The following is a 25,121-nucleotide window of genomic DNA, read 5'->3' on the forward strand; positions in this document are numbered from 1 at the left end:
CGCCAGTGACGCGCCATTTCCTCGATCTCTCCGATTTCTCCGGCAACGAGCTGCGCGCGATCCTGCGCACCGGCGAGGAGATCAAGTCGCGACGCCGCACCCCTGCAGCCGTCGGCGACCGCGTGCTCGAGGGCAAGGTCATCGCCACCATCTTCGAGCAGCCGTCCTTGCGCACCCGCGTCTCCTTCGATGTGGGCATTCGTGAGCTCGGCGGTTCGCCGATGATGGTCGCCGGCCATGAGATCGAGCTCGGCGAGCGCGAGACCATTGCGGACACCGCCCGCGTGCTCTCGCGCTATGTCGATGCGATCATGATCCGCATCCTGGATCACGATTCGCTGGTCGAGATGGCGAAATACGCCACGGTGCCGGTGATCAACGGCCTGACCAAGCGCCAGCATCCCTGCCAGGTCATGGCCGATGTCATGACCTTCGAGCAGCGCAAGGGCGCGATCGAGGGCAAGCGCATTGCCTGGACCGGTGATACCAACAATGTGCTGACCTCCTGGGTCCATGCTGCCGGCCGGCTCGATTTCGAATTGTCCGTCGCGACGCCCGAGGAGCTGGCGCCGCCGCCGGCCTTGATCGCCTGGGCCAAGAAGCAGGGCGCCAAGATCACGCTGACCAACCGGCCCGAGGAGGCGGTCGAGGGCGCCGATTGCGTCATCACCGATTGCTGGGTCTCGATGGGCGACGAGGAAGGCAGCCGCCACAACCTGCTGCGGCCCTACCAAGTGGACGACAGGCTGATGCAGCGCGCCGAGAAGGACGCGATCTTCATGCACTGTCTGCCGGCCTCGCGCGGCGAGGAGGTCACGGACGCGATCATGGACGGCCCGCAATCGGCCGTCTTCGACGAGGCCGAGAACCGCCTGCATGCGCAGAAGGGCATCCTGGCCTGGTGCTTCGGCGGGGCGGCGGCCTGATGGCCCTGGACGACGTCATGGATACCGCCGGGCTCGACGATCGGGTCATCCCCTTCGCCGTGCCCGATCTCGACGTGCGCGGCCGCGTCGTGCGGCTGGGCGCGTCGATCGATACGATCCTCGATCGCCACGGCTATCCCGAGCCCGTCTCGCGCGTGCTCGGGGAGGCGGCGGCGCTGACTGTCCTGCTCGGCACCGCGCTCAAGTTCGAGGGTCGCTTCCAGCTCCAGACCAAGAGCGACGGCGCCATCCCGATGATGGTCGTCGATTTCAACGCGCCGGACAATTTCCGCGCCGTCGCCCATATCGACGAGGCCAAGCTCGTCGAGGCGATCGCGCTCGACAAGGTCTCGACGGGAGAGCTCCTCGGCGAGGGGCATCTCGCCATGACCGTCGACCAGGGCACGGCCACGACACGCTACCAGGGCATCGTGCCGCTGAAGCGCCAGAGCCTCGAAGAGGTCGCGCACCAGTATTTCCGCCAGTCCGAGCAGATCCCGACGCGGGTCCGCCTTGGCGTCGGGACCGTCACCACCGGCGGGCGCCCGCAATGGCGTGCCGGTGGCATCCTCGTGCAGTTCATGCCGCATTCGCCGGACCGCCTGCGCGCCGCCGACATGCATCCCGGCGACGCGCCCGAGGGCCATGAGATCCTCGCCGGCAACGATGATCCGGACGGCATCGCCGACGATGCCTGGATGGAGGCGCGCTCGCTGGTCGAGACGGTCGAGGATCACGAATTGCTCGACCCGACGCTGGAAAGCGAGCGGCTGCTCTATCGCCTGTTCCATGAGCGCGGCGCCCGCGTCTTCGAGCCGGTCACCGTGCATGAGGCCTGCCGCTGCTCGCGCGAGCGCGTACTCTCGATGCTGCGCGGTTTCGCGCCCGAGGATCGCAAGGCGATGATCGCCGACGACGGCAAGCTCGGCGTCACCTGCGAATTTTGCTCGCGGCGCTATTCCTTCGCCCCTGCCGAGGTCGAGGACGGTCAGGCGGCGGGCGAATAGGCGTTTTAGCACGCCGCTCCCGTCATGGTCGGGCTTGTCCCGACCATCCACGCCGTCATCGATGCCACGCGGTGTGCAAGACGTGGATGCTCGCCACAAAGGGCGAGCATGACGAGCGCGAGATTTCGGCTCGGCGAGTAACTTATCCCGCCTGGCACTCGGCCATCAGCTTGCGCATGAAGGCCTCGCCGGCCGCCAGTTGCTCCAGCGTGATGTATTCGTCCGGCTGGTGCGCCTGATCGATCGAGCCGGGCCCGCAGACCACGGTCGGGAGCCCCGCCTGCTGGAAATGCCCGGCTTCGGTCGCAAAGGCGACGGCGATCGTATGGTTCCGGCCGGAGAGCCGCATGGCGAGCCGCTCGGCCTCCGAACCCGGATCGGGCGCCAGACCGGGCACATCCGAAGTCATCTGCGTCTCGATCGCCGAACTCGGTGCGGTCGAGCGCATCCGCGCCAGCACCTTGTCGGCCACCTTCGCGAAGCGGGCGGGGCCGGCTTCGGGATCGGAACTCGGAACCGTTCGGATCTCCCAGAGGATTTCGCTGCGATCGGCCAGGATGTTGCGGGCGATGCCGCCATGGAATGTGCCGATATGGATGGTGTCATAGGGCGGGTCGAAGCGGCCGCTCGTGTCCGGCCGCTGCTTGGCATCCTCCGCCATATGGTCGAGCTCGGCCGCAAGCAGCGCGCCGGCATGAACGGCGCTGGCGCCCAGCTGCGGCTTGGAGGAATGCGCGGCGAAGCCCTTCACGATGGTCTGGAAGGTCCGCACGCCCTTATGCGCGTCGCAGATGTCGAGCATGGTCGGCTCGCCGACGATGACGGCGCGCGGCCGCGGCAGGGTCTTGCCCATGGCATTGATGCCGTCGACCACGCCGAGGCAGGTCACCTCCTCGTCATAGGACAGGAAGAGGTGGATCGGCATCTTCAGGTTCGCCGCCAGGAAATCCGGCACCAGTGCCAGCCCAAGCGCCAGGAAAGCCTTCATATCAACGGCACCGCGACCATAGGCCTTGCCGTCCTCGACATGCAGCGTGAACGGGTCGCGGCTCCAGGCCTGGCCTGCCACCGGCACCACGTCGGTATGGCCGGAGAGCACGATGCCGCCGCAATCCTGCGGACCGACGGTGGCGAACAGGGCGGCCTTATCGCCGGTCTCATTGGGGAAGCGCACCGAAGAGACGCCCCAGCCGGTGAGGTAATCCTCGACGAAATCGAGCAGGGCCAGGTTGGACTTGTCGCTCACCGTGTCGAAAGCAACGAGGCGGGCGAGCATCTCGAGCGGCGTATAGCGCTGCCCGGTTTCAGCGGAGGCGGTCAATGCAGAACCTTCTTCACATAGGGGGAATCGAGCGGGAAGAGCGGCACTTCGACATCGAAGATCGTACCGTTTTCGTCCTGCATGGCGTAGAAACCGTGCATCGAACCATCAGGCGTCGTCAGCGGGCAGCCCGAGGTGTAGTTGAAGCTCTCGCCCGGTCGCAGCACGGGCTGCTTGCCGACCACCCCCTCGCCGCGGACCTCGTGGACCTCGCCGCGTCCATCGGTGATGAACCAGTGCCGGGTCATCAACTGCACGGTCTGCGTCGAGAGATTCACGATCTCGATCGCATAGGCCCAGAAATAGCGGCCCTGCGCATGCGAGGATTCCGCATCCATGAAACTCGGCGCCGCGGTCACGCGCACGCCATGCGTCTGGGCCTGATACATCGAAGGCTCCGCTTCGGCCGGTCGCGGCTTTGCCGCCGTGATGTGTTATCGGCCAGCCGGCGCCAGCGTCAATGCGGGGATGCGGCGATTCTGGCGTGGACAACCCGGCGGCCTATGCATGCCCTGCTGTCGGCAAGCTTGGCCTTGGGGGGCCGTTTCGCTAGCTATGACCGATTGTCCCCAGCGGAATGCGCATGCTGACCTTCAAGCCCGGCATCCAGCCCGACAGCTCCATCCGCGCCTTCATCGAGGCGGGTGCGATCACGCTCGCGCGGTCGCCGGCCGAGGGGCAGATCCAGCCTGCGAGCCTCGACCTGCGCCTGGGCGCACGCGCCTATCGCGTCCGCGCCTCGTTCTTGCCCGGCCCGGAGCGCACGGTGCGCAGCCGGATCGAGGATCTCTCGCTGCACGAGATCGATCTGACGCAGGGCGCGGTCCTGGAGACCGACTGCGTCTATATCGCCGAATTGATGGAAGGCCTGCGCCTGCCCAAGGGCCTGCGCGCCGCTGCGAACCCGAAGAGCTCGACCGGCCGGCTCGACGTCTTCACCCGCGTCATCACCGACCGCGCCCGCGAGTTCGACCTCGTCGAGGACGGCTATGAGGGCCCGCTCTTCATCGAGATCTCGCCGCGCACCTTCCCGGTTCTGGTTCGCTCTGGCTCGCGTCTCTCGCAGATCCGCTTCCGCTCCGGAGAGACCCGCCTCGACGACCGAGCGCTCGGTGAAATCCACCTGCGCGAGACGCTGGTCAGCGCGGCCGAGCCCTCCTTCCAGGGCGGCGTCGCCGTCAGCGTCGATCTCTCGGGCTTCGACGGCCTGCTCGGCTATCGCGGCAAGCATCACACGGCGCTGATCGATGTCGATCGCGTCGGCGCCTATCGCGCCGCCGATTTCTGGGAGCCGATCCACGATGACGGCTCGGGCAGCATGATCCTCGATCCCGGCCAGTTCTACATCCTCGCCTCCAAGGAAGCGGTGCATGTCCCGCCGGATTATGCCGCCGAGATGACGCCTTTCGACGCGCTGGTCGGTGAGTTCCGCGTGCATTATGCCGGCTTCTTCGACCCGGGCTTCGGCCATCGCGCCGCCGGCGGCCAGGGCGCGCGCGCCGTACTGGAAGTCCGTTCCCGCGACGTGCCCTTCATCATCGAGGACGGCCAGATCGTCGGTCGCCTCGTCTATGAGAGCATGGCGGCCCGGCCGGAGGCGCTCTACGGCGCCGATCTCAAGTCGAACTACCAGGGCCAGGCGCTCAAGCTCTCCAAGCATTTCAAGGGTTGAGCGGGCGCCTGCTCGGTCTTCCCGCGATCGCCCGCGATTCCCGGATGACACCCGGCCCCGGACCCGCTATGAACGCGGGCCTGCCACGCGCTGCTTCGTCAGCGTGAAGGGCATGCGGGCGTAGTTCAGTGGTAGAACGTCAGCTTCCCAAGCTGAATGTCGTCGGTTCGATCCCGATCGCCCGCTCCAAATTTCCTGGAAAATTCAGCCTATCGTAGTGCCTTGGCCAGCCGATGACGGCGTTGCCGTGCCCGCGGCGCCCTTTGCGGCTCTGGCGCCGTCGATCACGATCGGCGTCCAGCTGCGTTCCGGCGATTTCAGCCAGTCCGCGATATGTTCGAAGACGATGCGCTGGAAGGGCTGGAGCGGCTGTCCGCTCTGCTCGGCGATCGCCATGATCCGGCTGAGTTCATCGGCGAAGTCGTGCTTGATCTCGCCGCCCAGGTGGTTCTCCAGATGCTTGAACAGGATGCCGAACAGGCTGATCTGGGCGCTGGTCAGCCCGGCGATGCAACTGCTGAGATCTTCCTGGGTCATTGTTCTGTCCGTGAAAATGGTGTGACGGTCGGGCTGCGGCTGCAGGGTGCAGGCAGGGGAGGGTGATCGGCGGCGTTTCAGAATTTCGACCAGCCGTCGTGGCGGCCGTTGATGGCGCGCAGCACCTTGCGCCGCAGCCGGGCGGGGACGGTCGGCGCCGGCTCGGCCTCGCCCCTTGCCGGTCGCGTGAAGGCCACGCGGTCGACCTTGCCGCTCAGCCGCTCCAGCGGAATCTGGAAGGAGGTGATGAGGGACTGAAGCCGCTTGGCCGAGTCTTCGCGCGTGCCGGCGACCGCATGGCTCTGCTCGACCATCGTCGCGCTCTGCTGCGTCATCTCGTCGAGATGGGCGACGACCTTGGCGACTTCCTCGATCCCGTTGGCCTGTTCCTCGGTGCGCTGCGCGAGGTTGCGGCTGTCCTGGTTGATCGTCGAGGAGCCGGTCGACAGCGTGCCGGAGATGTCGGCCGTCGTCGTCACGACATCGCAGAGCGTCTCGATCAGCGCGTTGACGCCCTCGCAGATATTACGCAGGTCGCCGGCCTTGTCGGCGATGTCGATGCGCGGATTGAGGTTCTTCTGCTTTGCGGCCGCGACGACCTCACGGGTTTCCGCGACCGTGAGCTGGAGGGCTTCCAGCGCATCGACCTCGTCCTTGCGCAGGAACAACGCGTGGGGACGACCGATGATCTCCGCGAGCTGATAGCCGGTCGCTGCCAGGAAATTCTCGTTGGCGCAGAGAACCGTTCCCGTGACGTCGAACTCGATCACGGCTTGGGAGCGATGGATCGCCGCGATCTGCGCTGAAGCAGTACCACTGCTGAAGAGGTTGAAGGCCATTGTTTGTCCCTGGCGCGATGTGACGCCGGGAAGAAAGCTCTAACCAAGTTAAATAACGAACGGTGTCGTTGAAGGGCATGCTCAACGGTTTGTTAATCAAGTTGAACCACTTGGGTCAAATTTATATTTTAGGCTGCTGTTTTGCAGGGAAAGGTGGTTTTCGGGCGATTATTCTACAGATTTTGTGGCTTTTGAATCGTGGGATGTTAACACGTTAAGAGCGGTTAACGCACTCTTAATGAGCATGCTGCAGGTTTGTTGTCGTTTGATAACTATAAGATACTATCGATTGACCTCGTCGGGAGCCTATGTTCTGCCGGATAAGGTCAAATGCTGAGCGCTGCGCTTTGGGAAGACGAAGATTTCGCGAAACTGAAGGTTGAAATCTCAACCTTGAGCAGCAATGTACCGCCCTCTGTGCGCGCTATGGTAGCAAGCACCGTCAAGCATTTCGCCGACGAGATGGTTGACGAGCTCTGGCGGGATCTCGCGCGCCATGTCCGGATTCAGGCCCTGTTCGACAACGAGGTCATCGCCCGGCGGTTTCGGGGCGCGCTGTCGCAATGGCTCGTCGAGACATTCCCGAAGGAGCCGATCGAAGCGACGCCCTTCCTCATGCGCCAGTCCGAGATCGGGTCGACCCATGCCCGCATCCAGATTCCGACTTCGCTGAGCCTGCTTGCAGCGCGCGTCTTCAAGCGCGGCATCTACAACAATCTCAAGCACACCCGGTTGTCGCGTGACGAGTTCGTCCAGGCGGCGCTCTACGTCGCGGGCGTGATCGATGTCGCGACGGCAGCGATCGTTGCCGCCCATATCAGCGGGCTCGATCGCAATCTGCGGGCGGAAGAGGCGCTTCGTCAGGTCTCGATCGATCATGACTTCCGCGCAGAGCGGGAAAAGCAGAAGGCGTCCCTCGCCGAATGGGCACAGGCGGTCTTCTTCGGGTCTCATATTGCCGGCGAGGCGGGTGGCGTGCTGCCGCTGAGCCGCTCCGAATTCGGCCTGTGGTTCTCCCACAGGGCGAACCTGCTCTTCGGCCGGACCGCGGAATATGCGTCGATCGCCCGACTCGTCGGCGAAGCGGACGGCCATGTCCGGCAATTGCGCGATGAAGTGGAGGCGGCGCGCCGCGAGGAGCATCTGCGCGAGATCAGGATGATCGCCGGCCAGATCAACAATCTCCTGAGCGTCCAGTTCAGCCATTCCTTCGACATGGGCAGCGCCAGGGACCCGCTGTCGCGCCTGTTGAACCGCCGCTATCTGCGGGCGGCCATCTCCCGCGAGGTCGCGCTGCGCCGCCGGACGAGCCGGCCTTTCTCGATGATCATGCTGGAGATTTCGCAGTTCGACGCGTTGCGTGCGCGCCTCGGCGAGGCCGGCGCCGACACGGTCGTCCAGCAGACGGCTGCCATGCTGCTGAACGCGGTGCGGTCGAGCGACACGGTCTTCAGCATGGGCCGCGAGACCTTCCTGATCATTCGCGTCGGGGCCGATGCCAGGGAGGCGGCGGTGTTCGCTCGCAGCATCGTCGAGAGCTATGCCGCGACCCATTTCTCGATCGAGGGCCAGACGGTGCTCCAGAACACGCTGAATGTCGGCGTCATCGAATATGACGGGCATCCCGATCCGCGCCGTCTCGTCGACCAGGTCGCCAACGCCTTGCGCAACGAGAAGGGCGGGAAGTAACCCGCCTTCCGCCTCGATAGGGCCGCGGTTTTCCGGTTGCGCGCCCTGCACACGACAATCCTTGCGTGCCTTGGGATCGAATCCGCGTTTCGCGGGTTGATCCGCTGCGCCACCGGTTCGGCGCAAGGAGCAGGATATGATGACGATCAGGCAGACAACCACCACCATCGCGGCCGTTCTGATGCTGGCCACGCCGGCCCTGGCGCAGCAGCGCGCGCTCGGCCCGTCGACGGGCACCGTGCGGCTCGAGCAGGTCCAGGCCGGTTTCATCGCCTCCGGCGAGGCCGGGGGCGGCACCTTGCGCTATCGCGGCCGTTCCTATCCGGTCACGGTCGGCGGGCTCGGCATCGGTTCGATCGGCGCGGCGCGCTCGGTTGCATCCGGTACGGTCTACGGGCTGCATCGCGTCTCGGACTTCGCCGGCGCCTATGTCCAGTTGAAGGAAGGCTGGGCTGTCGGTGATGCAGGCCGCGGCACGACCTGGCTGCGCAACGACAAGGGCGTGACGCTCAAGCTCGCCACCCGTCGCCAGGGGCTGCAGCTCCAGCTCGGCGCCGATGGCGTGCTGATCGGCTTCCGGAACTAACCCCAAGCCGCTTCGCGCGGATAAGGCGGCGCAGCCTCTAGGCTTTTGCGCCACCTCGACTATGTTGCGGGCACTTTGGATAACGTGCTCCGCCCTCTCGTAATCTGCGTCACCGCCGCCGTCCTGGCGGCGGTGCTGTGCGTGGGGCTGCGCCCCCTTCTCCTGCGCTATGCGCTGGCGCGGCCTAATGCGCGCTCCAGCCACAAGATACCCACGCCGCAGGGTGGCGGTATCGCCGTTCTCGCCGGCGCCTTCGCAGCGCTGGGAGGGGCGCTCTGGTTGGCGCCCGTCGAGGGCGAAGCGGCTCGCGCGGTTCTGGTGCTCTTCCTGGCGGTGACGGGACTTGGCATCGTCGGCGCCTGGGACGATATCCGGCCCTTGCCGGCAAGCATCCGGCTCGTTCTGCAGGCGGCCTGCGTCGGCTTCGTGCTGTTCCGCGCCGCCCCGGAATTGCGCCTGTTCCCCGAAATCATGCCCCTGTCGGTCGAGCGGGCTTTGGCGCTTCTGGCGGGCGTGTGGTTCGTCAATCTCGTCAATTTCATGGATGGGCTCGACTGGATAACCGTTGCCGGGATGGTGCCGTTGGCAGCCGCTCTAGCGCTCGCCGCCATGACGGGCGTGATCGATCCGGTGACGGGCTGGCTTGCCGCCGCGCTCTGTGGCGGCCTCCTCGGCTTCGCCCCTTTCAACCGGCCGGTGGCGCGCCTTTTCCTCGGCGATGTCGGCTCGCTGCCGATCGGGCTCGTCACGGCCTATCTGCTCTATCGGCTGGCCGGTACGGGCGCCTTCGCCGCGGCCCTGATCCTGCCGTTCTATCATATCGCCGATGCCACGATCACACTGCTCAGGCGTCTCGCCCGCGGCGAGAAGGTCTGGGAAGCCCATCGCTCGCATTTCTACCAGCAGGCGACGACGAACGGCTTCAGCGTGATGGGCGTTGTCGGCCGGGTCGCCCTGCTCAATCTCGCGCTTGTCGCGCTCGCGGGCGCATCGCTGGTCTGGCCGGCTCTTTGGGTACAATTCGCCTGCCTGGCAATCGCCGCCCTGCTCACCGGCCTGCTCTTGCATCGCTTCGCCACAGATCCGCGCCATGGCTGAGAAGCGCGTCCTCGTCACCGGTGCGAGCGGCTTCGTCGGGCCGCATGTCGTCGCGGCGCTGCTGCAGGCCGGTTATCGGCCGCGGCTCGCCCAACGCAATCCGCAGGCGGTCCCGGCGGGAGCGGAAGCCGTCGTGACCGGGGATCTGATAATGCCCGTCGACTGGCGCGTCGCGCTCGAGGATGTCGACCATGTCGTGCACATGGCCGGCCTCGCCCATGCCGGGCCGGGCCTCGACGCGGCACTCTACCGGCGCATCAACACCGAGGTCACGCTGGAGCTCGCCCGTGCCGCCGAAGCAGCCGGGGTCGGCCGCTTCGTCTATCTCTCTTCGATCAAGGCCATGACCGCCGCCTCCGACGGTCCGCCGCTGCGCGAGGACGCGCAGCCCGCGCCCGGAGACGTTTATGGCCGCTCAAAGCTCGCGGCGGAGCAAGGGCTTGCCGCGCTCGACCTCGATTGGATCGCGCTGCGCCCGGTCCTGATCTACGGGCCGGGTGTGAAGGCCAATATGGCCGCCTTGCTCCGGCTGGCGCGCCTGCCCGTGCCGTTGCCCCTCGGCGGCTTGAAGGCGCCACGCTCGCTGCTCGCCGTCGAGAACCTAGCCAGCGCCATCCTGTTCGCGCTGACCCCTGCCTGCCCGGCGCGACGGGCCTATGCGCTGTCCGATCCCGAGCCGATCAGCGTCTCCGATATGCTGGCGGCGATGCGTTCCGGCACAGGGCGTGGTCCCGGCCTGCTGCCTGTGCCCGAGGCCTGGCTGCGCCGGCTGGCGCGCCTTGCGGGTCGCGAGGAGACCTTCCTGAAGCTGGCGGGTAGCCTCGTCGCCCGGCCGGAGCGCCTGCTCAGTGCTGGCTGGCGGCCGCAGGCAGAGACGAAGGCTGCGCTGGCGCGGCTGGCTGCCGCGAGTCGCGCAAGCTGAAATCCGGGATCGCCTCGTCGAGCACGGCATTGGCCGCGGCATGGTCGTTGGCCTTCACGGCGGCCAGCAACTGCGCCAGCCAGGCTTCGATCCGGGCGCGGCCGGCGAAGATCGGCTTGGCGGCCATCACGCCGTCGAGCCCGGTCTCGGCCATCGGTTCGTCGCGGGCGAACAGGATCTCGTTCAAGCGCTCGCCGGGCCTGACGCCTGAGACGATGATCTCGATATCCTCGCCCGGCTCGAAGCCGGCGAGGCGGATCATTCGTTCGGCGAGGTCCATGATCCGCATCGGCTGGCCCATCTTGAGCACGTAGACGGCGGCCCGCTCGGCCTCGGCCTCGCTCGCGCGGGCATGGGAGGCAGCGGTCAGCACGAGGTCGCAGGCTTCGCGGATCGTCATGAAATAGCGGATCATCTCCGGGCTGGTGACCGTCACCGGGCCGCCGCGGGCGATCTGGGCCTTGAATTTCGGCACCACCGAGCCGGCCGAGCCGAGCACGTTGCCGAAGCGTACCGCGACGAGGCGGATGCCGGAATCCGCGGCGACGAGTTCGGCATCGCGCGACTGCGCATAGATCTCGGCGAAGCGCTTGGTCGCGCCCAGCATCGAGACCGGCTCGATTGCCTTGTCGGTGGAGATCAGCACGAAGGTCCGCGCGCCGGCGGCCACAGCCGCGTCGGTCACGTTCACCGAGCCGAAGATATTGGTCTTGATGCCCTCGCTCCAGTCGGCTTCCAGATAGGGCACGTGCTTGAGCGCTGCCGCATGGACGACGATGTCGGGCTTGAAACCGGCAAAGAGCGGCATGATGCGCTCGCGGTCGCGCACATCGGCCAGCACGCCGGAGACGGCGGTGTCAGGCGCGTGCACCGCGAGCTGCTCGGTGATCTGGAACAGGGCGGGTTCCGAGCTCTCGACCACGAGCAGCTCGGCCGCGCCGAAGGCGGCGCAGCGCAGGCATATCTCGGACCCGATCGAGCCGCCGCCGCCGGTGACGATGACGCGTTTGCCCTTCAGGAAGGAGCCCAGCCTTTCGCGATCGATCGAAACGGTCGAGCGGACCAGCAGATCCTCGATCTCGAGCGGCGCGACCTCGGTGTCGCGCACGCCCTCGCCGAGGCTGTCGATGCGCGAGATCGGCAAGGCGAGCTTGCGCGTGCGTGCCAGCCATCTCTCCGGCTGCGCCTCGGGCAACAGGGCGGAGGGCGTGGCGACGATGCGGCGGAAGGCTTCGCCGCGCTCCATCGCCTCGCCCGCGATCCGCTCGATATCGCCGAGCAGCCCGAGCACCGGAACGCCGCGGATCGACTGGCCGAGATCGTCGCTGCGTGGCGAGAGGATGCCGGCTGGCCGCAGGCGCCGCATCGTGCCGGCTTCCATGGCGCGGATCACCATCTCGACCTCGACGCCACGCCCGAGCAGCAGTGCCGGCAGGTTCGCCTCGCGTACGGCCGTGGTGCGCGAGCGCGCATATTTGAAATAGCGATAGGCGAGGCGGGGCCCGCCGAGCAGCGCGATCTGGACGAGCCAGTACAGCGCGATCGAGATCTTGCCGAAATAGAAGGCGCCGTAGAAGTTCGGCGCCACCAGCACATAGTCGACCGCGAGGAGCGAGACGGTCAGAACGGAGACCGCCTTGACGATGTTCGAGAGGTCCGGCAGCGAGGCGAAGCGCCATTTCGAGCGGTAGAGCGAGAACAGCCAGTAGATCAGCCCGGCATAGGCCACGAAGAAGGGCAGGAAGCGCGGCAGGTAGCGCAGATGCTCGTCGAGTAGCGCGCCCTCGAACCGCACGACGAAGACGAGCCAGATCGCCAGCGCCGTGACCGCGAGGTCATGCAGGACGACGGCGAGCTTCTTGAGATTCTGTTTGGGCAGGATGGCCATGTCCGGGCGGTATCCCGCTCCCTCGGCGGCTTGTCAACGCGTCGGGCGGGGACCGCCTGGAGCATCGGCCCGAAAATTGGGGCGCGGTTTTCGAATAAAGCCGGCGCAAATTCAAAGAACTAGCGCATTTCCGGGCGAAGTCGCTCAGCGGGCTTGCGGCCTGGCTTCCAGCGCGCTGAGGATGAAGGCGATCATCGCGTCCGAATCCGGGCCGGGAATGCATTCGCATTGCGTGATCAGCAGCGGGTGCATGAAGCGGATCATCGCCGTGCGGATGCAGCCCGTGGCATGGGCCGGCTCCATCGGCCGGAACTCGCCGCGCGCGATGCCGTCGGCGACGACACGGCGCAGCACGACGTCGAAACGCTCGATATGGGCGATGATCGCGTCCCAGCTCTCCTCCATCGCGGCGCAGACCATTTCCTGCATCCGGGCATGACCGGCGAAGCGGGCGGCGTTCAGGCGATAGGAGGTCGCGAGAATGTCGCGCAGGCGCTCGGCTGCGGGCCGGTCCTCGTCTGCGATAGTGGCGATCGCCTCTTCCTGCTCGCGCTTGTAGCGCTCCAGCACGGCCTCGTTGATCGACTTCTTGGAGTCGAAGAAGCGATAGACGTTGGCGGGGCTCATCCGCAGGGATTTGGCGATATCCGCCACGGTCGTCTTCTGGTACCCGATATCGCGGAAGAAGCGCTCGGCGGTGTCGACGATGGTCTGCCTGGTATCGCGTTCGGAGTTACTCACGGCGCCGCCGGCTGGGTTGTTTTAAACGAAAACGGTGAAGAATTGATCGTTATGACGAATTTCGTCATTCGTCAACGTAATGGTGAATAAAGACTTTTGCCTTGATGTGCATCAATCCTCCTGCTCGCTCCTGTCAGGAGAACCACCTGGGGCGATTGCGGTTCCCGAAATGACCGGCCGGGCGGACATGCGGGTTCGGGCGAGTTCGAGCAGCGCTTCGGTGTCGAAATGGCGTTCCAGATGCGCTGCAAGGGCATCCAGGGTCGCTTCGATCGCGTCTTCGTAATGCAGGCTCGATCCACGCCGCTGGTCGTCGATGGCAGAGAGCCACGCGGAGCGCACAGCGTCGGAAGCAAAGACGCCATGCAGATAGCTGCCGGCGACGCGCCCGTCCGGGCTCGCCGCCCCCTCCGCGCGCCCTTCGACCCGGAACGGCGCGCGGGCCGTGTCGGCACCGTACGTGCGGCCGAGATGGATTTCGTAGGCCCGGCCCGGAGCGCTGCTCCCGGCGTCGTTGAAATCCACCTCGCGGACGGTCTTCTCGGCATCAAGCGTGGTCTCGACATCGAGCAGGCCGAGGCCGGGCGCTTCTCCGGGCGGCCCTTCCAGCCCGAGCGGATCGCGTACGACTCTGCCGAGCATCTGATAGCCGCCGCACAGCCCGAGAACACGCCCGCCCCGGCGGCGATGGGCGAGGATATCGATATCCCAACCCTCCCGGCGCAGTGCAGCGAGATCGCGCAGCGTCGTCTTGGAGCCCGGCAGGATGACGAGGTCGGCGTCGCCCGGCAGCGGCTGACCCGGCCCGATCATGACGAGATCGACGTCCGCCTCCAGCTTGAGCGGGTCGAGATCGTCGAAATTGGCGATGCCCGGCAGGACAGGCACCGCGATTTTGACCAGCGCGCCGGACTTCCGCTCCGAGCGGATGTCGAGTCCGTCCTCCGCCGGCAGACGCACCGCATCCGCAAACCAGGGTACGACACCGAGACTGGGCCAGCCCGTCGCTTCCGCGATCGTCGCGACGCCGGGCGCGAACAATTCGACAGCGCCCCGGAAGCGGTTGATCGCGAAGGCGCGGATCATCGCCCGGTCTTCGGCGTCGAGCACGGCATGGGTTCCGACGAGGCTTGCGATCACGCCGCCGCGGTCGATATCGCCGATCAGCACGGCCGGGACATTCGCCGCGCGCGCAAATCCGAGATTGGCGATGTCGCGGGCGCGCAAATTCGTCTCCGCCGGCGATCCCGCGCCCTCGACGATCACGAGATCGGCGCCGTCGCCAAGGCGTTCGAAACTCTCCAGGACCTGCGGCAGGAAATCGCCGCGCCGGGCGAAGTCGCGCGAGGCGAGGCGGCCGGCGACGCGGCCCTGCAGGATGATCTGGCTGCCTTGCTCGCCTTCCGGCTTGAGCAGCACCGGATTCATGTCGGGATGAGGAGCGATGCGGGCGGCGCGGGCTTGCAGCGCCTGTGCCCGGCCGATCTCGCCTGCGCCGGTCGCGGCGGCATTGTTCGACATGTTCTGGGGTTTGAACGGCCGTACTTTCAGGCCACGATTCGCGAAAAGCCGGCACAGTCCGGCGACGATCAGCGACTTCCCGACATTGGAGCCGGTGCCGAGGATCATAATCGCGGGAACGGGGGAGCGGGCCATGCGCCTGCTTAGCGCGGTTCGCATAGGCGCGGAAACCGGCAGCGGCAATCTTCACGCAAGGAGAGTGGGAGAGTTTGGCGCGGAGCTCGCGCGTCGGGAGACGGCTTGCATCATCCTGACAAGGTTTGCCGGCCTCCTACGGCATCCTGCTGCGCCAAAGGGGCGAAGTCGCAACGGGCGTCCGTCGAAGGCCGGCTGAACTGAATAAACACTGAACGCTGACGAATGTCAACATTCATCATTCGCTATTTTCTGCGCAGCCCCGAGACCGGTTTTCCGCCGGGTGCGCAGGCCGGTCCGACATGTTAAACCCTCGGCTCCCGCCTTCGCCGAGCCGATCCCACCCCAGATGAATCCGATCCTCTCCGCCCTCCCCACGACCGTCTTCGAGGTTATGTCGCAGCTCGCGCGCGAAACCGGCGCGGTCAATCTCGGCCAGGGTTTTCCGGACGATCCCGGCCCGCTCGACGTGCGTCGGAAGGCGGCCGAGGCGGTGGTCGACGGCTGGAATCAGTACCCGCCGATGATGGGACTGCCCGAGCTGCGCGAGGCCGCGGCGAAGCATTACAAGCACTGGCAGGGGCTCGATCTCGACCCCAGCAGCGAGATCATGGTGACGTCCGGCGCGACCGAGGCGATCGCCGGCGCGCTGATGGCGCTGATCACGCCCGGCGACGAGGTCGTGCTGTTCGAGCCGATGTATGATGCCTATCTGCCGCTGGTGCGGCGCGCCGGCGGCATCCCGAAATTCGTGACGCTGACCCCGCCGCATTTCGGCCTGACCGAAGAGGCGCTGGCAAAAGCCTTCTCGCCGAAGACGAAAGTCGTGCTCTTCAACAATCCGCTGAACCCGACCGCGACGATCTTCGGCCAAGCCGATCTCGACCTGCTCGCCGATTTCTGCGTCCGGCATGACGCGATCGCGATCTGCGACGAGGTCTGGGAGCATGTCGTGTTCGACGGACATCGCCATGCCTCCGTGCTCGGACGTCCTGACATGCGCGAGCGCACCGTCAAGATCTCCTCGGCGGGCAAGATCTTCTCGCTGACCGGCTGGAAGGTCGGGCTCGTCATGGCGGCGCCGGCGATCATGCGCGTGCTGTCCAAGGCGCATCAGTTCCTCACCTTCACGACGCCGCCGAACCTTCAGGCCGCCGTCGCCTATGGCCTCGGCAAGGATGACGGCTATTACGAGGGTATGCGCGCCGATTTCCAGCGCTCGCGTGATCGCTTCGCAGCCGGCTTGCGGGATCTCGGCTTTGCCGTGCTGCCGAGCGCCGGCACCTATTTCCTCAATGTCGACATCGCCCCGCTCGGCGAGAGCGACGATGTCGACTTCTGCCGCAGGCTGGTGACCGAGAATGGTGTCGCCGCGATCCCGGTCAGCGCTTTTTATGCCGAGGGCGCGGTGAAGAACGTCGTCCGCTTCTGCTTCGCCAAGCGCGACGCGACGCTGGATGCCGCGCTGGAGCGATTGGTGGCACGCCGGCCGCGTTGAGAGAGGGGCGGCGGGATCAGCTCTCGATCAGCTTGGCTGCAACCACGCCGGCCGCTCCGAGCCGCTTCTGCAAATCGGCTGCAACCGCGCTTCCATTGGCCGCCTTGAGCGCGGCCTGGGTCGCCGCCATCAACTGCGCCAAAGCCTGCTGCGCCAGCGCCTTGTCCTTGTTGCGGCGCGCGAGTTGGAGCATCGCCTCGGCCTGGTTGGCCCGTGTCTGCACCCAGAGCAGCGGTGCGCGGTCTTGGCGATATTCTTCCAGCGCGGCGGCGAAGGCGGCGATCGCCTCCTCGATCACGACGGGTTCGCTATAGCGTTCGCCCATTGCGGCAAGCACGCTGCCCATCTGGTCCTGGAGTTCGGCCCAGCGCATCGGCGTGCGGCCGCGGTCCGTCGCCTGGGAGACCCGGTTGAGTCCGTTGAAGGCGCGCTCCAGCAGGGACAAGTCGCTGCGGCGCCGGCCGAGCGTCGCGCGGGCGCGCGAGATCATGTGCTCGGCTTCGAGCCAGCGGGCCTCGTCGTCGCTGCGCTTCCAGACGGCGAGCGCGGTGGCATAGGTCGCGACCGCCTCCTCCAGCAGGTTGTCATCCTTCTGCGAGACGCCGAGATTGACCGCGAGCCGGCCCAACCGCAGCTTCAGCGCGCGCCAGAGCGCGGGCGCCTCGTCATGGCGGAGATCTTCGAGCCCGGCCCGGCAATGTGTGAGAGCCTGGTCGAGCAGCTTGGCGTCGCTGGTCAGCGCGCCGAGCTTGTCGAGCGAGGCGGCGAGCGCTTCCTGGGCCTCGGCGAAGGCGACGGTATCGGCCAGGCTGTCCAGCCCTTCGAGCAGCCGTCGCAGGGCGGGGATAGCGGCGTCATAGCCCTCCCGACCGCCGAAATCCTCGCTGATCCGGGCCAGCGTCTTCGCCTGGTCGAGTGCCGTATCGCGGCTGCGGTCGATCGCGGCGAGGCCGATCAGGGCGGAGGCTTCGCCAAAGCGGGCGGCGGCTTCGCGATAAGCCTCGGCCGTGGTGCGCAGAAAACTGAGCGCGGCCCGGTCGGCGCGATTTTCGCCGATCAGCAGCCGCCGTTCGAGCGGGAGCGCCGACAGGTCGGAAGAGCCACCGATGGCATGGAGCTCGGCCTGGGCGAGGTTTTTGTCGGCTTCGGGGAAGCGCCCCTCGGTGATCGCCTTGGCTGCCTCGCCACGCAGGCGCCTGATCTCGGTGTCGCCCAGCGTTGCAGTCAGGCGCGCGGCCAGCGCAAGAAAATCGGTAGCCTTGCGATCGAGCAGGCTCTCGCTTGGCAAGGAGGAGCCGGCGCGGCGCAGCCAGTCCGCCATCATGGCCGCCATCGCCATCGGCGATATGCCGCGATGTCCGGCGACGCGCGCCAGGAGCGGAGCGATCTGGTCGGATTGGCTGATGGCTGCCTCCTGCTCCGGTCCGATGATGCTGGGATCGCCGCGGGCCCGTCCGGACACGCGGCGATCGAAATCGACTTACTTCGCGGCGATGACCGCGATCTCGACCGTGAACTGCGGCGCAGCCAGCTTGGCCTCGACCGTGGCCCGGCCCGGCGTGGCGCCGGCGACGACCCACTTGTCCCAGACGGCGTTCATCTCGGCGAAGGTCGACATGTCGGAGAGCCAGATGTTGACCATCAGCAGCTTCGTCTTGTCGGTGCCGGCCTCGGCCAGGAGGCCGTCGATGATGCCGAGGATGTCGGCGGTCTGCTCGCCGACGCTCTTGCCGGCAGCCTTGTCCGCGACCTGGCCGGCCAGATAGACGGTGTTGCCGTGCACGACGGCCTTGGACATGCGCGGGCCGACGCCGATACGCTGAATGCTCATAGTCTGATCTCCTTGAACGGACGCCTCGCTGGTAGCCCGGCCCGTCCGGTTTCGCAAACGATATGCGGATGACCTAAGGGAAGTATCGGCCAAAAATGCGATCCGCGGGCTCCCGAACGCTCAGGCGAAGCTCGCCCAGCCCGCCCAGAGCGCCGCATAGCGTCCGGCCTTGCCGATGAAGACGAGGACGGTGAAGCGCCAGAACGGGTAGTTCAGCGTCCCCGCCGCGAAGGTCAAGGGATCGCCGACGATTGGCAGCCAGGCAAGGAGTAGCGAGGGCCAGCCGAAGCGGGCGAACAGGCTCTGTGCCTGGGCGAAGCGCTTGGGATCGGGCCGCAGGCGGGCCGGCAGCTTGTCGACGCCGTGGCGCGCGATCATCAGGCCGAGCCACCAGTTGAGGATCGAGCCGGCCGTGTTCGCCATGCTTGCCGTCAGGAAGAGTGCGAGCGGATCGACGCTCTTCGCCGCCAGCAGCCCGACGAAGACGGCTTCCGACTGAGCCGGCAGCAGCGTTGCGGCGACGAAGGCCGCGGCCGCCATCGCGGTGAGGGATGAGAGGTCGAGCATCACGAGAGCATCGCGGCCAGCGCCTTGACCGTGTTGGCATTGCGCAGCGTGCCGATGCCGAGCTTTTTGGTCGTCAGATGCGAGAGCAGCCTTGCTTCGCTCGGCTCCCCCGCGAAATCGATCCAGAGATCGCCGTCTACAAGCGCAAGGCCCATGCCGGGCGTTGCGATAGCCTCGAGCCGGGGGAGAAATTCGGGCCCGAGTGGCTGGCGCATGACGCGGATGCCGATATGGGCACCGTTCCTGCCGGGGAAGGGATTCCGGGCGGCGAGCCGCCTCCAGGTTGGCGCCGTGCGCAGGATGATGTCGACAGGCTTGCCGAAACGGGCCGCGAAGGCCGCTTCCAGCCGGCCCTCGATCTCCGGAAGCGGTGCCTCCTCGCCCTCGAAGATCATGTTGCCGGTGGCGACCCAAGTGCGCGGATCGGCGAAGCCGAGTTCTGCCGCCATGGCTTTCAGGTCGGCCATCACCAGCCGCTTGCCCGGGCCGAGCACGATCGAATGCAGCAGGGCGACATAGGTCGTCATCGCGCGTGTGCGGCCAGGCGCTACAGCCGGCGCAGCGCGACCTGCTGGATGCGATGGCTCGCGCCCTTGGTCAGGATCAGGCTGGCACGCTGGCGGGTCGGCAGGATGTTGTCCTGCAGGTTCGGCAGGTTGATGCCGGTCCAGAGCTTCTCGGCGATGGCGAGCGCCTCCTCCTCGCCGATCTCCGCATATTTGCGGAAGAACGAGCGCGGATCGCGGAAGGCCGTCTGGCGCAGCGTCATGAAGCGGTTGACGTACCAGCGGTGCAGGTCGTTCTCGTCGGCATCGAGATAGACCGAGAAATCGAAATAGTCGGAGACGAACGGGATGGCCGTGCCGTCCTTCGGCATCCGGCTCGGCTGCAGGACGTTGAGTCCTTCGAGGATCAGGATATCAGGGCGCTCGACCGTCACGGTCTCGCCCGGCACGACATCGTAGACGAGATGCGAATAGACCGGCGCGGTCACCCGCGGCTTGCCGGCCTTGACGTCCGAGAGGAAGCGCAGGATCGCCGCGCCGTCATAGCTCTCCGGGAAACCCTTGCGCTGCATCAGTCCGCGCCGTTCCAGCTCGGCATTGGGCAGCAGGAAGCCGTCGGTGGTGACGAGTTCGACCTTCGGCGTGTTCGGCCAGCGCGAGAGCAGCGCCTTCAGCACGCGCGCCGTGGTCGACTTGCCGACGGCGACCGAGCCGGCGACGCCGATCACATAGGGCACCTTGACCTCGGATTCGGCCATCAGGAAGCGCTGCGTCGCCTTGAACAGCCCCTGTGTCGCCGCGACATAGAGCGAGAGCAGGCGCGACAGCGGCAGGTAGATCGCCACGATCTCGTCGAGCGAGATCGGGTCGTTGATCGATTGCAGCTTGGTGAGATCATCGACGGAGAGCGTCAGCGGCTGGTCTGCGCGCAGATGCGCCCACTCGTCGCGCGAGAAGGCGCGATAGGGCGAGACCAGATCGCGTTCGGGCGGAGAGGAGATCAGGCGCTGGTCCATGACGCGGCCCGCAATCCAGGCTTCGAGATTCAAGGGAGGGTCATCCTGCCGGGTCCATCCTCACGCAACTCAACCGGCTGATTACCGGGGTCTGGCCGCCTTTTCCGCCAGTCCGGAGCGGGCCGTGCGGGCCTCAAGCTGGCTCAAGACGTCTTGCAATGCAACATCGCGCGCCTTGAGGACAACCAAAAGATGATAGAGCACGTCGGCACTCTCGGCGATCAGTTCGGCGCGATCACCCTTCACGGCTGCGATAACGGCCTCGACCGCCTCCTCGCCGAACTTCTTAGCAGCGCGCTCGGGGCCGGCGGCGATGAGCTTCGCCGTCCAGGACTCATCGGGCGAGGCTGCGGCGCGCTCGGCGACGCGGGCCTCGAGATCGGAGAGGGTGAAGCCCGTCATCTCAGTCCAGTCTCATCCTGAGGCCGGCTTCCGCCATATGCGCCTTGGCCTGCCCGATCGTGTAGGTACCGAAATGGAAGATCGAGGCGGCGAGCACGGCCGAGGCATGGCCTTGCGCGACCCCTGCGACGAGATCGTCGAGATCGCCGACGCCGCCGGATGCGATGACCGGGACCGGGACGGCGTCCGCGATCGCGCGCGTCAGGCCGAGATCGTAGCCGGCCTTGGTGCCGTCGCGGTCCATCGAGGTGACCAGCAATTCACCCGCGCCGAGCGAGACGACCTCGCGCGCGAAGGCGACGGCCTCGATGCCGGTGGCGTTGCGCCCGCCATGGGTGAAGATCTCCCAACGGCCGGGCGAGACCTGCTTGGCGTCGATCGCGACGACGACGCATTGGTCGCCGAATTTCTCGGCCGCTTCCTTGACGAACTGGCGGTTGGTTACGGCGGCCGTATTGATCGAGACCTTGTCGGCTCCGGCGAGCAGCAGCGCGCGGATATCCTCGACCTTGCGCACGCCGCCGCCGACGGTGAGCGGCATGAAGCAGGCCTCGGCCGTGCGCGTCACCACGTCGAACAGGATGCCGCGGTCCTCATGGCTCGCGGTGATGTCGAGGAAGCAGAGCTCGTCGGCGCCGGCCGCGTCATAGGCCTTGGCGGCCTCGACGGGGTCGCCGGCATCGATGAGGTCGACGAACTTGACGCCCTTGACGACACGGCCGTCCTTGACGTCGAGGCAGGGGATGATGCGGGTCTTCAGGGTCATCGGCGGCAACGCTGTCCTGCGGGCGCAGGGCGGATTGATCGCAAAGGGCAACCCTGCTCTGCTGGCGGCGACTGATAGCAGTCCAATGAGGGGAGTTCCATGGTTATCGCATCGATGATCCGCCGAGCCGGAATTGCCGCCGGCCTTGCTTTCGCAGCCACTACAGGTACGCAGGCGCAGACGGCCCCGAGCCTGCTCGACGCCGTCCAGAGCCGCGGCGCGCTTCAGGTCTGCACCACCGGCGACTACAAGCCCTTCACCCTGGCGAAGGACGGTTCCTTCGAGGGCATCGATATCGAGCTGGCGAAATCGCTCGCCAAGGCGCTCGGCGTCGAGGCCAAGTTCGTCCAGACGAAATGGGCCGACCTGCTGACCGACATGGGCTCGGGCAAATGCGATGTCGCGATGGGCGGCATCTCGGTGACGCTAGACCGGCAGAAGAAGGTGTTCTTCTCCTCACCCTACCTCGTCAACGGCAAGGCGCCGATCGTGCGCTGCGCCGACAAGGCGAAGTTCCAGACCGTCGCCGATATCGACAAGCCGGAGACCCGCGTCATCGTCAATCCCGGCGGCACCAACGAGCGTTTCGTGCGGGCCAATTTCAAGCAGGCCAAGATCGAGGTCTTCCCCGACAACGTCACGATCTTCGACCAGATCCTCGCAGGCAAGGCCGACCTGATGATCGCCGAGTCGATCGAGGTGAAGGTGCAGGAGAAGGCCAAGCCCGGCCTCTGCGCGGTCAATCCCGACGAGCCACTGCAATATGGCGAGATGGGCTACATGCTCCCGCGCGGCGACGCGACCTTCAAGGGCTTCGTCGACCAGTGGCTGCATCTGGCCAAGGCGACCGGCGAATTCGCAAAGATCTACGATCAGTTCGTGCGCTGAGCCACTGTCCTTCCGCGCGAAGTGATGCGCGGGTTCGGGCATGCCACCTTCTTCGTCATGGTCGGCCTTGTGCCGACCATCCACGTCTTCACTGGTCGAATGTTGCATTCAAGACGTGGATGCTCGCCACAAGGGCGAGCATGACGGCGCCTGGAGCGAGCGACTGCGAGGAGGTCGGAGAGGAGATTCAGGCGGCCAGCCGCTTCAGCGCTGCCGCGGGATCGATCCGCCCGTCATAGAGCGCCCGGCCGGTGATCGCGCCTTCGAGGATCGCGGCATCAGTGGCGCAGAGCCGCTCGATATCGGCCATCGAGGCGAGCCCGCCCGAGGCGATCACCGGGATCGATACAGCCTGCGCCAGCGCGATCGTGCCCTCCCAGTTGATGCCTTGGAGCATGCCGTCGCGGGCGATGTCGGTGTAGACGATCGCGGCGACACCGGCATCCTCGAAGCGCTTGCCGAGATCGGCCGCGGCCAGCGAGGAGGTCTCGGCCCAGCCTTCCACGGCGACGAAGCCGTCGCGCGCGTCGATGCCGACCGCGACCCGCCCCGGAAACGCCTTCGCCGCCTCGCGCACGAAGCCGGGATCGCGCACCGCCGCCGTGCCGATGATGACGCGACGGATGCCTTTCTCGAGCCAGCCTGCGACCGTCGTCATGTCGCGGATACCGCCGCCGAGCTGCACCGGAAACGCGACGCGCTTCAGGATAGCCTCGACCGCCGCCGCGTTCATCGGCTTGCCGGCGAAGGCGCCGTCGAGATCGACGACATGCAGCCACGGGAAGCCCTGGGCCTCGAACTCGGCGGCTTGCGCGGCCGGATCGTCGTTGAAGACCGTGGCCTGCGCCATGTCGCCCTGCTTCAGCCGAACGCAGCGGCCTTCCTTCAGGTCGATCGCGGGAAAGAGGATCATGGTGCCCAGCTCAGGAAATTCGTGATGAGCTTCAGCCCCAGCTTCTGGCTCTTCTCGGGGTGGAATTGAGTGCCCGCGACGTTGCCATGCGCGACCATCGCGGTCACCGGCCCGCCATGGTCGGTCAGGGCCAGCACGTCCTGCGGCCGCGACGCTGCCAGCGCATAGGAATGCACGAAATAGGCGTGCAGCCCCTGCGGGCCGGTCTCGATGCCGTCGAGCAGGGGGTGCTCATCCTGCTTGTGCAGCGTGTTCCAGCCCATATGCGGGATCTTGAGGGCGTCGTCCTTCGGCTTGATCAGCGTGACGTCGCCGGGAATCCAGCCGAGTCCTTGCGTGGTCGTGTATTCCAGCCCACGCGAGGCGAGGAGCTGCATGCCGACGCAGATGCCGAGGAAGGGGCGGCCTTTGGCCCGCACGACCTCCTCCAGCGTCTCGACCATGCCCGGCACGGCATCGAGCCCGCGCCGGCAATCGGCGAAGGCGCCGACGCCCGGCAGCACGATGCGATCGGCCGCGCGCACCACGTCGGTATCGCTGGTGACATGGATGGTCGAAGGGATGCCAGCCTCGGTTGCCGCCCGCTCGAAGGCTTTCGCGGCCGAGTGCAGGTTGCCCGAGCCGTAATCGATGATCGCGACGCTCTGGCTCATCGTCCGCGAGCCTCCGGGAACAGGCCGATGATCGGCAGCGGCCCACTCGGCCGGGGGCCGGCCGCAGCCGGTGCGGCCTCGATGCGGGGCAGCGTCGCCTCACCGGCCAGCGCCCGCTCGAAATAGCGGCGCTCGGCTTCGGCCAGCGTGCGGGCCTCGACGACATCGGCGAGCCGCCAGCCCTGGCGGGCGAGCTTGCGGGTGACGAGGTTGTTGCCCTCGACGCCGAGGAGCAGCGCGACCGCCCAATAGATCAGCGTGAGCGCGCTGGCATGCAGGCCGAAGCGGCTGTTCAGATAGAACACGGCAGCCCAGAACAGCACGAACAGCAGCGTCGCCAGCCAGAGCCGCTTGCCCAGCAGCCAGAGACCGGTGAACAGGAAGGCGCCCCAGGCGAAATGCTCGGGGACGAGCCGCGCCTGCTCGATCTCCTCGCGCCGGTCGCCACCATCGGGCGGCGGCGTCATGACGGTGTAGAACGGCATCCGGACCTCCTACAGCGCGCCCTTGGTCGAGGGGACGCGGTCGCCCTCGCGCGGATCGACGTCCAGTGCCTGCCGCAGCGCCCGCGCCAGCCCCTTGAAGCAGCTCTCGGCGATGTGATGGGCGTTGTCGCCATAGAGCGTCTCGACGTGGAGCGTAATGCCGGCATTGATCGCGAAGGCCTGGAAGAACTCGCGCACCAGCTCGGTGTCGAAGGTGCCGATCTTATGCGCCTTGAACTCGGTGCGGAACACCAGGAACGGCCGGCCCGAGACGTCGACGGCGACGCGGGTCAGCGTCTCGTCCATCGGCAGATGGACATCGGCATAGCGTCGGATGCCCTTCTTGGTGCCGAGCGCCTGTTTCAGGGCCTCGCCCATGGCGATGCCGGCATCCTCGACCGAGTGGTGGTAGTCGATATGCGTGTCGCCCTTCACCTTGACCGTGAGATCAACAAGCGAATGGCGGGCGAAGAGGTCGAGCATATGGTCGAAGAAGCCGACGCCGGTGGCGATATCGGCCTTGCCGGTGCCGTCGATCAGGAGCGAGACCGCAATATCGGTCTCGTTGGTGCGGCGCTTCACTTCGCCCGAACGCATGCTGGCCTCTCAAGCCTCTAGATCGTCGCGCGTCCGATAGGACGCGATAACGACGATCTATCGATATGTTATCGCATCGGATTTGTCCGAAAAGTGGAATCCACTTTTCGGTCCGAT

The 25,121-nt window shown here is 66.5% G+C and carries 27 protein-coding genes and 1 tRNA gene; 10 read left to right on the top strand and 18 right to left on the bottom strand.

Features of this window, described 5'->3' with window-relative positions; translation table 11 throughout:
- The first annotated feature begins 5 nt into the window (after nt 1-5).
- Complete coding sequence (argF, locus tag Q0Q36_RS16540) at nt 6-926, top strand: ornithine carbamoyltransferase (protein WP_293799371.1); 921 nt, start codon at nt 6-8, stop codon at nt 924-926.
- Nucleotides 926-1,933 (top strand): Hsp33 family molecular chaperone, encoded by a 1,008-nt coding sequence (locus tag Q0Q36_RS16545; RefSeq protein ID WP_293799372.1) that lies wholly within the window; start codon nt 926-928, stop codon nt 1,931-1,933. The genes argF and Q0Q36_RS16545 overlap by 1 nt, the downstream gene beginning before the upstream one ends.
- Before the next feature lie 142 nt (nt 1,934-2,075).
- Here the strand turns inward: Q0Q36_RS16545 and argE are convergent, their stop codons facing one another.
- Both argE and apaG read right to left on the bottom strand, forming a co-directional pair.
- The gene (gene argE / locus Q0Q36_RS16550) at nt 2,076-3,254 is read right to left on the bottom strand and encodes an acetylornithine deacetylase (RefSeq protein ID WP_293799373.1); all 1,179 of its coding nucleotides are present in this window, start codon (nt 3,252-3,254) and stop codon (nt 2,076-2,078) included.
- Nucleotides 3,251-3,643 carry a Co2+/Mg2+ efflux protein ApaG gene (gene apaG, locus Q0Q36_RS16555; RefSeq protein ID WP_257733099.1) on the bottom strand — a complete coding sequence of 131 codons (393 nt, stop codon included), beginning with the start codon at nt 3,641-3,643 and terminating at the stop codon, nt 3,251-3,253. The genes argE and apaG overlap by 4 nt, the downstream gene beginning before the upstream one ends.
- 194 nt (nt 3,644-3,837) lie before the next feature.
- Here apaG and Q0Q36_RS16560 point away from each other — a divergent pair, with 194 nt between their 5' ends.
- Together Q0Q36_RS16560 and Q0Q36_RS16565 are read left to right on the top strand one after the other, a co-directional pair.
- Nucleotides 3,838-4,926 (top strand): 2'-deoxycytidine 5'-triphosphate deaminase, encoded by a 1,089-nt coding sequence (locus Q0Q36_RS16560; RefSeq protein ID WP_293799374.1) that lies wholly within the window; start codon nt 3,838-3,840, stop codon nt 4,924-4,926.
- A gap of 114 nt (nt 4,927-5,040) precedes the next feature.
- Nucleotides 5,041-5,115 (top strand) — tRNA-Gly (locus Q0Q36_RS16565).
- Nucleotides 5,116-5,130: 15 nt separating this feature from the next.
- On the opposite strand, the gene Q0Q36_RS16570 is transcribed toward Q0Q36_RS16565, so the two are convergent.
- Together Q0Q36_RS16570 and Q0Q36_RS16575 are read right to left on the bottom strand one after the other, a co-directional pair.
- Nucleotides 5,131-5,463 (bottom strand): hypothetical protein, encoded by a 333-nt coding sequence (locus Q0Q36_RS16570; RefSeq protein WP_293799375.1) that lies wholly within the window; start codon nt 5,461-5,463, stop codon nt 5,131-5,133.
- A gap of 77 nt (nt 5,464-5,540) precedes the next feature.
- On the bottom strand, nt 5,541-6,302 hold the full coding sequence (locus Q0Q36_RS16575) for a PAS domain S-box protein (RefSeq protein WP_293799376.1): 762 nt from the start codon (nt 6,300-6,302) through the stop codon (nt 5,541-5,543).
- A gap of 426 nt (nt 6,303-6,728) precedes the next feature.
- On the opposite strand from Q0Q36_RS16575, the gene Q0Q36_RS16580 reads away from it, so the two are divergent.
- The 4 genes from Q0Q36_RS16580 (at nt 6,729) to Q0Q36_RS16595 (ending at nt 10,597) form a co-directional block, all read left to right on the top strand.
- Nucleotides 6,729-7,991, top strand: coding sequence for a GGDEF domain-containing protein (locus tag Q0Q36_RS16580; protein WP_293799377.1), 1,263 nt, complete (start codon nt 6,729-6,731; stop codon nt 7,989-7,991).
- Nucleotides 7,992-8,127: 136 nt separating this feature from the next.
- Nucleotides 8,128-8,577, top strand: coding sequence for a hypothetical protein (locus Q0Q36_RS16585; RefSeq protein ID WP_265057093.1), 450 nt, complete (start codon nt 8,128-8,130; stop codon nt 8,575-8,577).
- An 84-nt stretch (nt 8,578-8,661) separates the two neighbouring features.
- Complete coding sequence (locus Q0Q36_RS16590) at nt 8,662-9,675, top strand: glycosyltransferase family 4 protein (protein ID WP_293799379.1); 1,014 nt, start codon at nt 8,662-8,664, stop codon at nt 9,673-9,675.
- A complete protein-coding gene (locus Q0Q36_RS16595; RefSeq protein WP_293799380.1) occupies nt 9,668-10,597 on the top strand; it encodes an NAD-dependent epimerase/dehydratase family protein in 930 nt (309 codons plus the stop codon). Before Q0Q36_RS16590 ends, Q0Q36_RS16595 begins: the two co-directional genes overlap by 8 nt.
- On the opposite strand, the gene Q0Q36_RS16600 is transcribed toward Q0Q36_RS16595, so the two are convergent.
- From Q0Q36_RS16600 to Q0Q36_RS16610, 3 genes are all read right to left on the bottom strand, one after another.
- Nucleotides 10,521-12,476, bottom strand: coding sequence for an SDR family NAD(P)-dependent oxidoreductase (locus Q0Q36_RS16600; RefSeq protein WP_293799431.1), 1,956 nt, complete (start codon nt 12,474-12,476; stop codon nt 10,521-10,523). The genes Q0Q36_RS16595 and Q0Q36_RS16600 overlap by 77 nt on opposite strands.
- A 153-nt stretch (nt 12,477-12,629) precedes the next feature.
- Complete coding sequence (locus Q0Q36_RS16605) at nt 12,630-13,226, bottom strand: TetR family transcriptional regulator (RefSeq protein WP_293799381.1); 597 nt, start codon at nt 13,224-13,226, stop codon at nt 12,630-12,632.
- Nucleotides 13,227-13,337: 111 nt separating this feature from the next.
- The gene (locus tag Q0Q36_RS16610) at nt 13,338-14,882 is read right to left on the bottom strand and encodes a cobyric acid synthase (RefSeq protein WP_293799382.1); all 1,545 of its coding nucleotides are present in this window, start codon (nt 14,880-14,882) and stop codon (nt 13,338-13,340) included.
- Nucleotides 14,883-15,231: 349 nt separating this feature from the next.
- Between Q0Q36_RS16610 and Q0Q36_RS16615 the strand changes: the two genes are divergently transcribed.
- Nucleotides 15,232-16,380, top strand: a complete 1,149-nt coding sequence (locus Q0Q36_RS16615; RefSeq protein WP_293799383.1) for an aminotransferase — start codon at nt 15,232-15,234, stop codon at nt 16,378-16,380.
- Between the two features lie 16 nt (nt 16,381-16,396).
- Here Q0Q36_RS16615 and Q0Q36_RS16620 read toward each other — a convergent pair whose 3' ends face one another.
- From Q0Q36_RS16620 to hisF, 7 genes are all read right to left on the bottom strand, one after another.
- Nucleotides 16,397-17,842 carry a hypothetical protein gene (locus tag Q0Q36_RS16620; protein WP_293799385.1) on the bottom strand — a complete coding sequence of 482 codons (1,446 nt, stop codon included), beginning with the start codon at nt 17,840-17,842 and terminating at the stop codon, nt 16,397-16,399.
- 18 nt (nt 17,843-17,860) lie between these two features.
- A complete protein-coding gene (locus Q0Q36_RS16625; protein WP_257733118.1) occupies nt 17,861-18,211 on the bottom strand; it encodes a RidA family protein in 351 nt (116 codons plus the stop codon).
- A gap of 120 nt (nt 18,212-18,331) precedes the next feature.
- Nucleotides 18,332-18,778 (bottom strand): VTT domain-containing protein, encoded by a 447-nt coding sequence (locus tag Q0Q36_RS16630; RefSeq protein WP_293799387.1) that lies wholly within the window; start codon nt 18,776-18,778, stop codon nt 18,332-18,334.
- The gene (locus tag Q0Q36_RS16635; protein WP_293799389.1) at nt 18,778-19,305 is read right to left on the bottom strand and encodes a DUF1697 domain-containing protein; all 528 of its coding nucleotides are present in this window, start codon (nt 19,303-19,305) and stop codon (nt 18,778-18,780) included. Before Q0Q36_RS16635 ends, Q0Q36_RS16630 begins: the two co-directional genes overlap by 1 nt.
- 20 nt (nt 19,306-19,325) lie before the next feature.
- The gene (coaA, locus tag Q0Q36_RS16640; RefSeq protein ID WP_293799432.1) at nt 19,326-20,300 is read right to left on the bottom strand and encodes a type I pantothenate kinase; all 975 of its coding nucleotides are present in this window, start codon (nt 20,298-20,300) and stop codon (nt 19,326-19,328) included.
- Nucleotides 20,301-20,381: 81 nt separating this feature from the next.
- Nucleotides 20,382-20,702: a phosphoribosyl-ATP diphosphatase gene (locus Q0Q36_RS16645; RefSeq protein WP_293799391.1), complete on the bottom strand. Its 321-nt coding sequence runs from the start codon at nt 20,700-20,702 to the stop codon at nt 20,382-20,384.
- 1 nt (nt 20,703) lies between these two features.
- Nucleotides 20,704-21,468, bottom strand: coding sequence for an imidazole glycerol phosphate synthase subunit HisF (gene hisF / locus Q0Q36_RS16650; RefSeq protein ID WP_293799393.1), 765 nt, complete (start codon nt 21,466-21,468; stop codon nt 20,704-20,706).
- Between the two features lie 99 nt (nt 21,469-21,567).
- On the opposite strand from hisF, the gene Q0Q36_RS16655 reads away from it, so the two are divergent.
- On the top strand, nt 21,568-22,356 hold the full coding sequence (locus Q0Q36_RS16655) for a transporter substrate-binding domain-containing protein (protein ID WP_293799395.1): 789 nt from the start codon (nt 21,568-21,570) through the stop codon (nt 22,354-22,356).
- Between the two features lie 187 nt (nt 22,357-22,543).
- Here the strand turns inward: Q0Q36_RS16655 and hisA are convergent, their stop codons facing one another.
- The 4 genes from hisA to hisB are packed head-to-tail and all read right to left on the bottom strand — an operon-like array spanning nt 22,544 to nt 25,004.
- A complete protein-coding gene (gene hisA / locus Q0Q36_RS16660) occupies nt 22,544-23,278 on the bottom strand; it encodes a 1-(5-phosphoribosyl)-5-[(5-phosphoribosylamino)methylideneamino]imidazole-4-carboxamide isomerase (protein WP_293799434.1) in 735 nt (244 codons plus the stop codon).
- Nucleotides 23,266-23,922, bottom strand: a complete 657-nt coding sequence (gene hisH, locus Q0Q36_RS16665; RefSeq protein WP_293799397.1) for an imidazole glycerol phosphate synthase subunit HisH — start codon at nt 23,920-23,922, stop codon at nt 23,266-23,268. The genes hisA and hisH overlap by 13 nt, the downstream gene beginning before the upstream one ends.
- A complete protein-coding gene (locus Q0Q36_RS16670; protein WP_293799398.1) occupies nt 23,919-24,407 on the bottom strand; it encodes a DUF2628 domain-containing protein in 489 nt (162 codons plus the stop codon). The genes hisH and Q0Q36_RS16670 overlap by 4 nt, the downstream gene beginning before the upstream one ends.
- A 9-nt stretch (nt 24,408-24,416) precedes the next feature.
- The gene (gene hisB, locus Q0Q36_RS16675; RefSeq protein WP_293799399.1) at nt 24,417-25,004 is read right to left on the bottom strand and encodes an imidazoleglycerol-phosphate dehydratase HisB; all 588 of its coding nucleotides are present in this window, start codon (nt 25,002-25,004) and stop codon (nt 24,417-24,419) included.
- Nucleotides 25,005-25,121 lie beyond the last annotated feature (117 nt).

It is taken from the genome of uncultured Allobosea sp. (genome assembly GCF_945957345.1).
Taxonomy (GTDB): Bacteria; Pseudomonadota; Alphaproteobacteria; order Rhizobiales; family Beijerinckiaceae; genus Allobosea.

Coding starts and splice junctions, on each gene's coding strand:
- Q0Q36_RS16545 (WP_293799372.1), top strand. CDS start 926: ATGGCCCTGGACGACGTCATGGATACCGCCGGGCTCGACGATCGGGTC.
- apaG (WP_257733099.1), bottom strand. CDS start 3,643: ATGTATCAGGCCCAGACGCATGGCGTGCGCGTGACCGCGGCGCCGAGT.
- Q0Q36_RS16560 (WP_293799374.1), top strand. CDS start 3,838: ATGCTGACCTTCAAGCCCGGCATCCAGCCCGACAGCTCCATCCGCGCC.
- Q0Q36_RS16570 (WP_293799375.1), bottom strand. CDS start 5,463: ATGACCCAGGAAGATCTCAGCAGTTGCATCGCCGGGCTGACCAGCGCC.
- Q0Q36_RS16575 (WP_293799376.1), bottom strand. CDS start 6,302: ATGGCCTTCAACCTCTTCAGCAGTGGTACTGCTTCAGCGCAGATCGCG.
- Q0Q36_RS16580 (WP_293799377.1), top strand. CDS start 6,729: ATGGTAGCAAGCACCGTCAAGCATTTCGCCGACGAGATGGTTGACGAG.
- Q0Q36_RS16585 (WP_265057093.1), top strand. CDS start 8,128: ATGATGACGATCAGGCAGACAACCACCACCATCGCGGCCGTTCTGATG.
- Q0Q36_RS16595 (WP_293799380.1), top strand. CDS start 9,668: ATGGCTGAGAAGCGCGTCCTCGTCACCGGTGCGAGCGGCTTCGTCGGG.
- Q0Q36_RS16610 (WP_293799382.1), bottom strand. CDS start 14,882: ATGGCCCGCTCCCCCGTTCCCGCGATTATGATCCTCGGCACCGGCTCC.
- Q0Q36_RS16615 (WP_293799383.1), top strand. CDS start 15,232: ATGAATCCGATCCTCTCCGCCCTCCCCACGACCGTCTTCGAGGTTATG.
- Q0Q36_RS16625 (WP_257733118.1), bottom strand. CDS start 18,211: ATGAGCATTCAGCGTATCGGCGTCGGCCCGCGCATGTCCAAGGCCGTC.
- Q0Q36_RS16630 (WP_293799387.1), bottom strand. CDS start 18,778: ATGCTCGACCTCTCATCCCTCACCGCGATGGCGGCCGCGGCCTTCGTC.
- Q0Q36_RS16635 (WP_293799389.1), bottom strand. CDS start 19,305: ATGACGACCTATGTCGCCCTGCTGCATTCGATCGTGCTCGGCCCGGGC.
- coaA (WP_293799432.1), bottom strand. CDS start 20,300: ATGGACCAGCGCCTGATCTCCTCTCCGCCCGAACGCGATCTGGTCTCG.
- Q0Q36_RS16645 (WP_293799391.1), bottom strand. CDS start 20,702: ATGACGGGCTTCACCCTCTCCGATCTCGAGGCCCGCGTCGCCGAGCGC.
- hisF (WP_293799393.1), bottom strand. CDS start 21,468: ATGACCCTGAAGACCCGCATCATCCCCTGCCTCGACGTCAAGGACGGC.
- Q0Q36_RS16655 (WP_293799395.1), top strand. CDS start 21,568: ATGGTTATCGCATCGATGATCCGCCGAGCCGGAATTGCCGCCGGCCTT.
- hisH (WP_293799397.1), bottom strand. CDS start 23,922: ATGAGCCAGAGCGTCGCGATCATCGATTACGGCTCGGGCAACCTGCAC.
- Q0Q36_RS16670 (WP_293799398.1), bottom strand. CDS start 24,407: ATGCCGTTCTACACCGTCATGACGCCGCCGCCCGATGGTGGCGACCGG.
- hisB (WP_293799399.1), bottom strand. CDS start 25,004: ATGCGTTCGGGCGAAGTGAAGCGCCGCACCAACGAGACCGATATTGCG.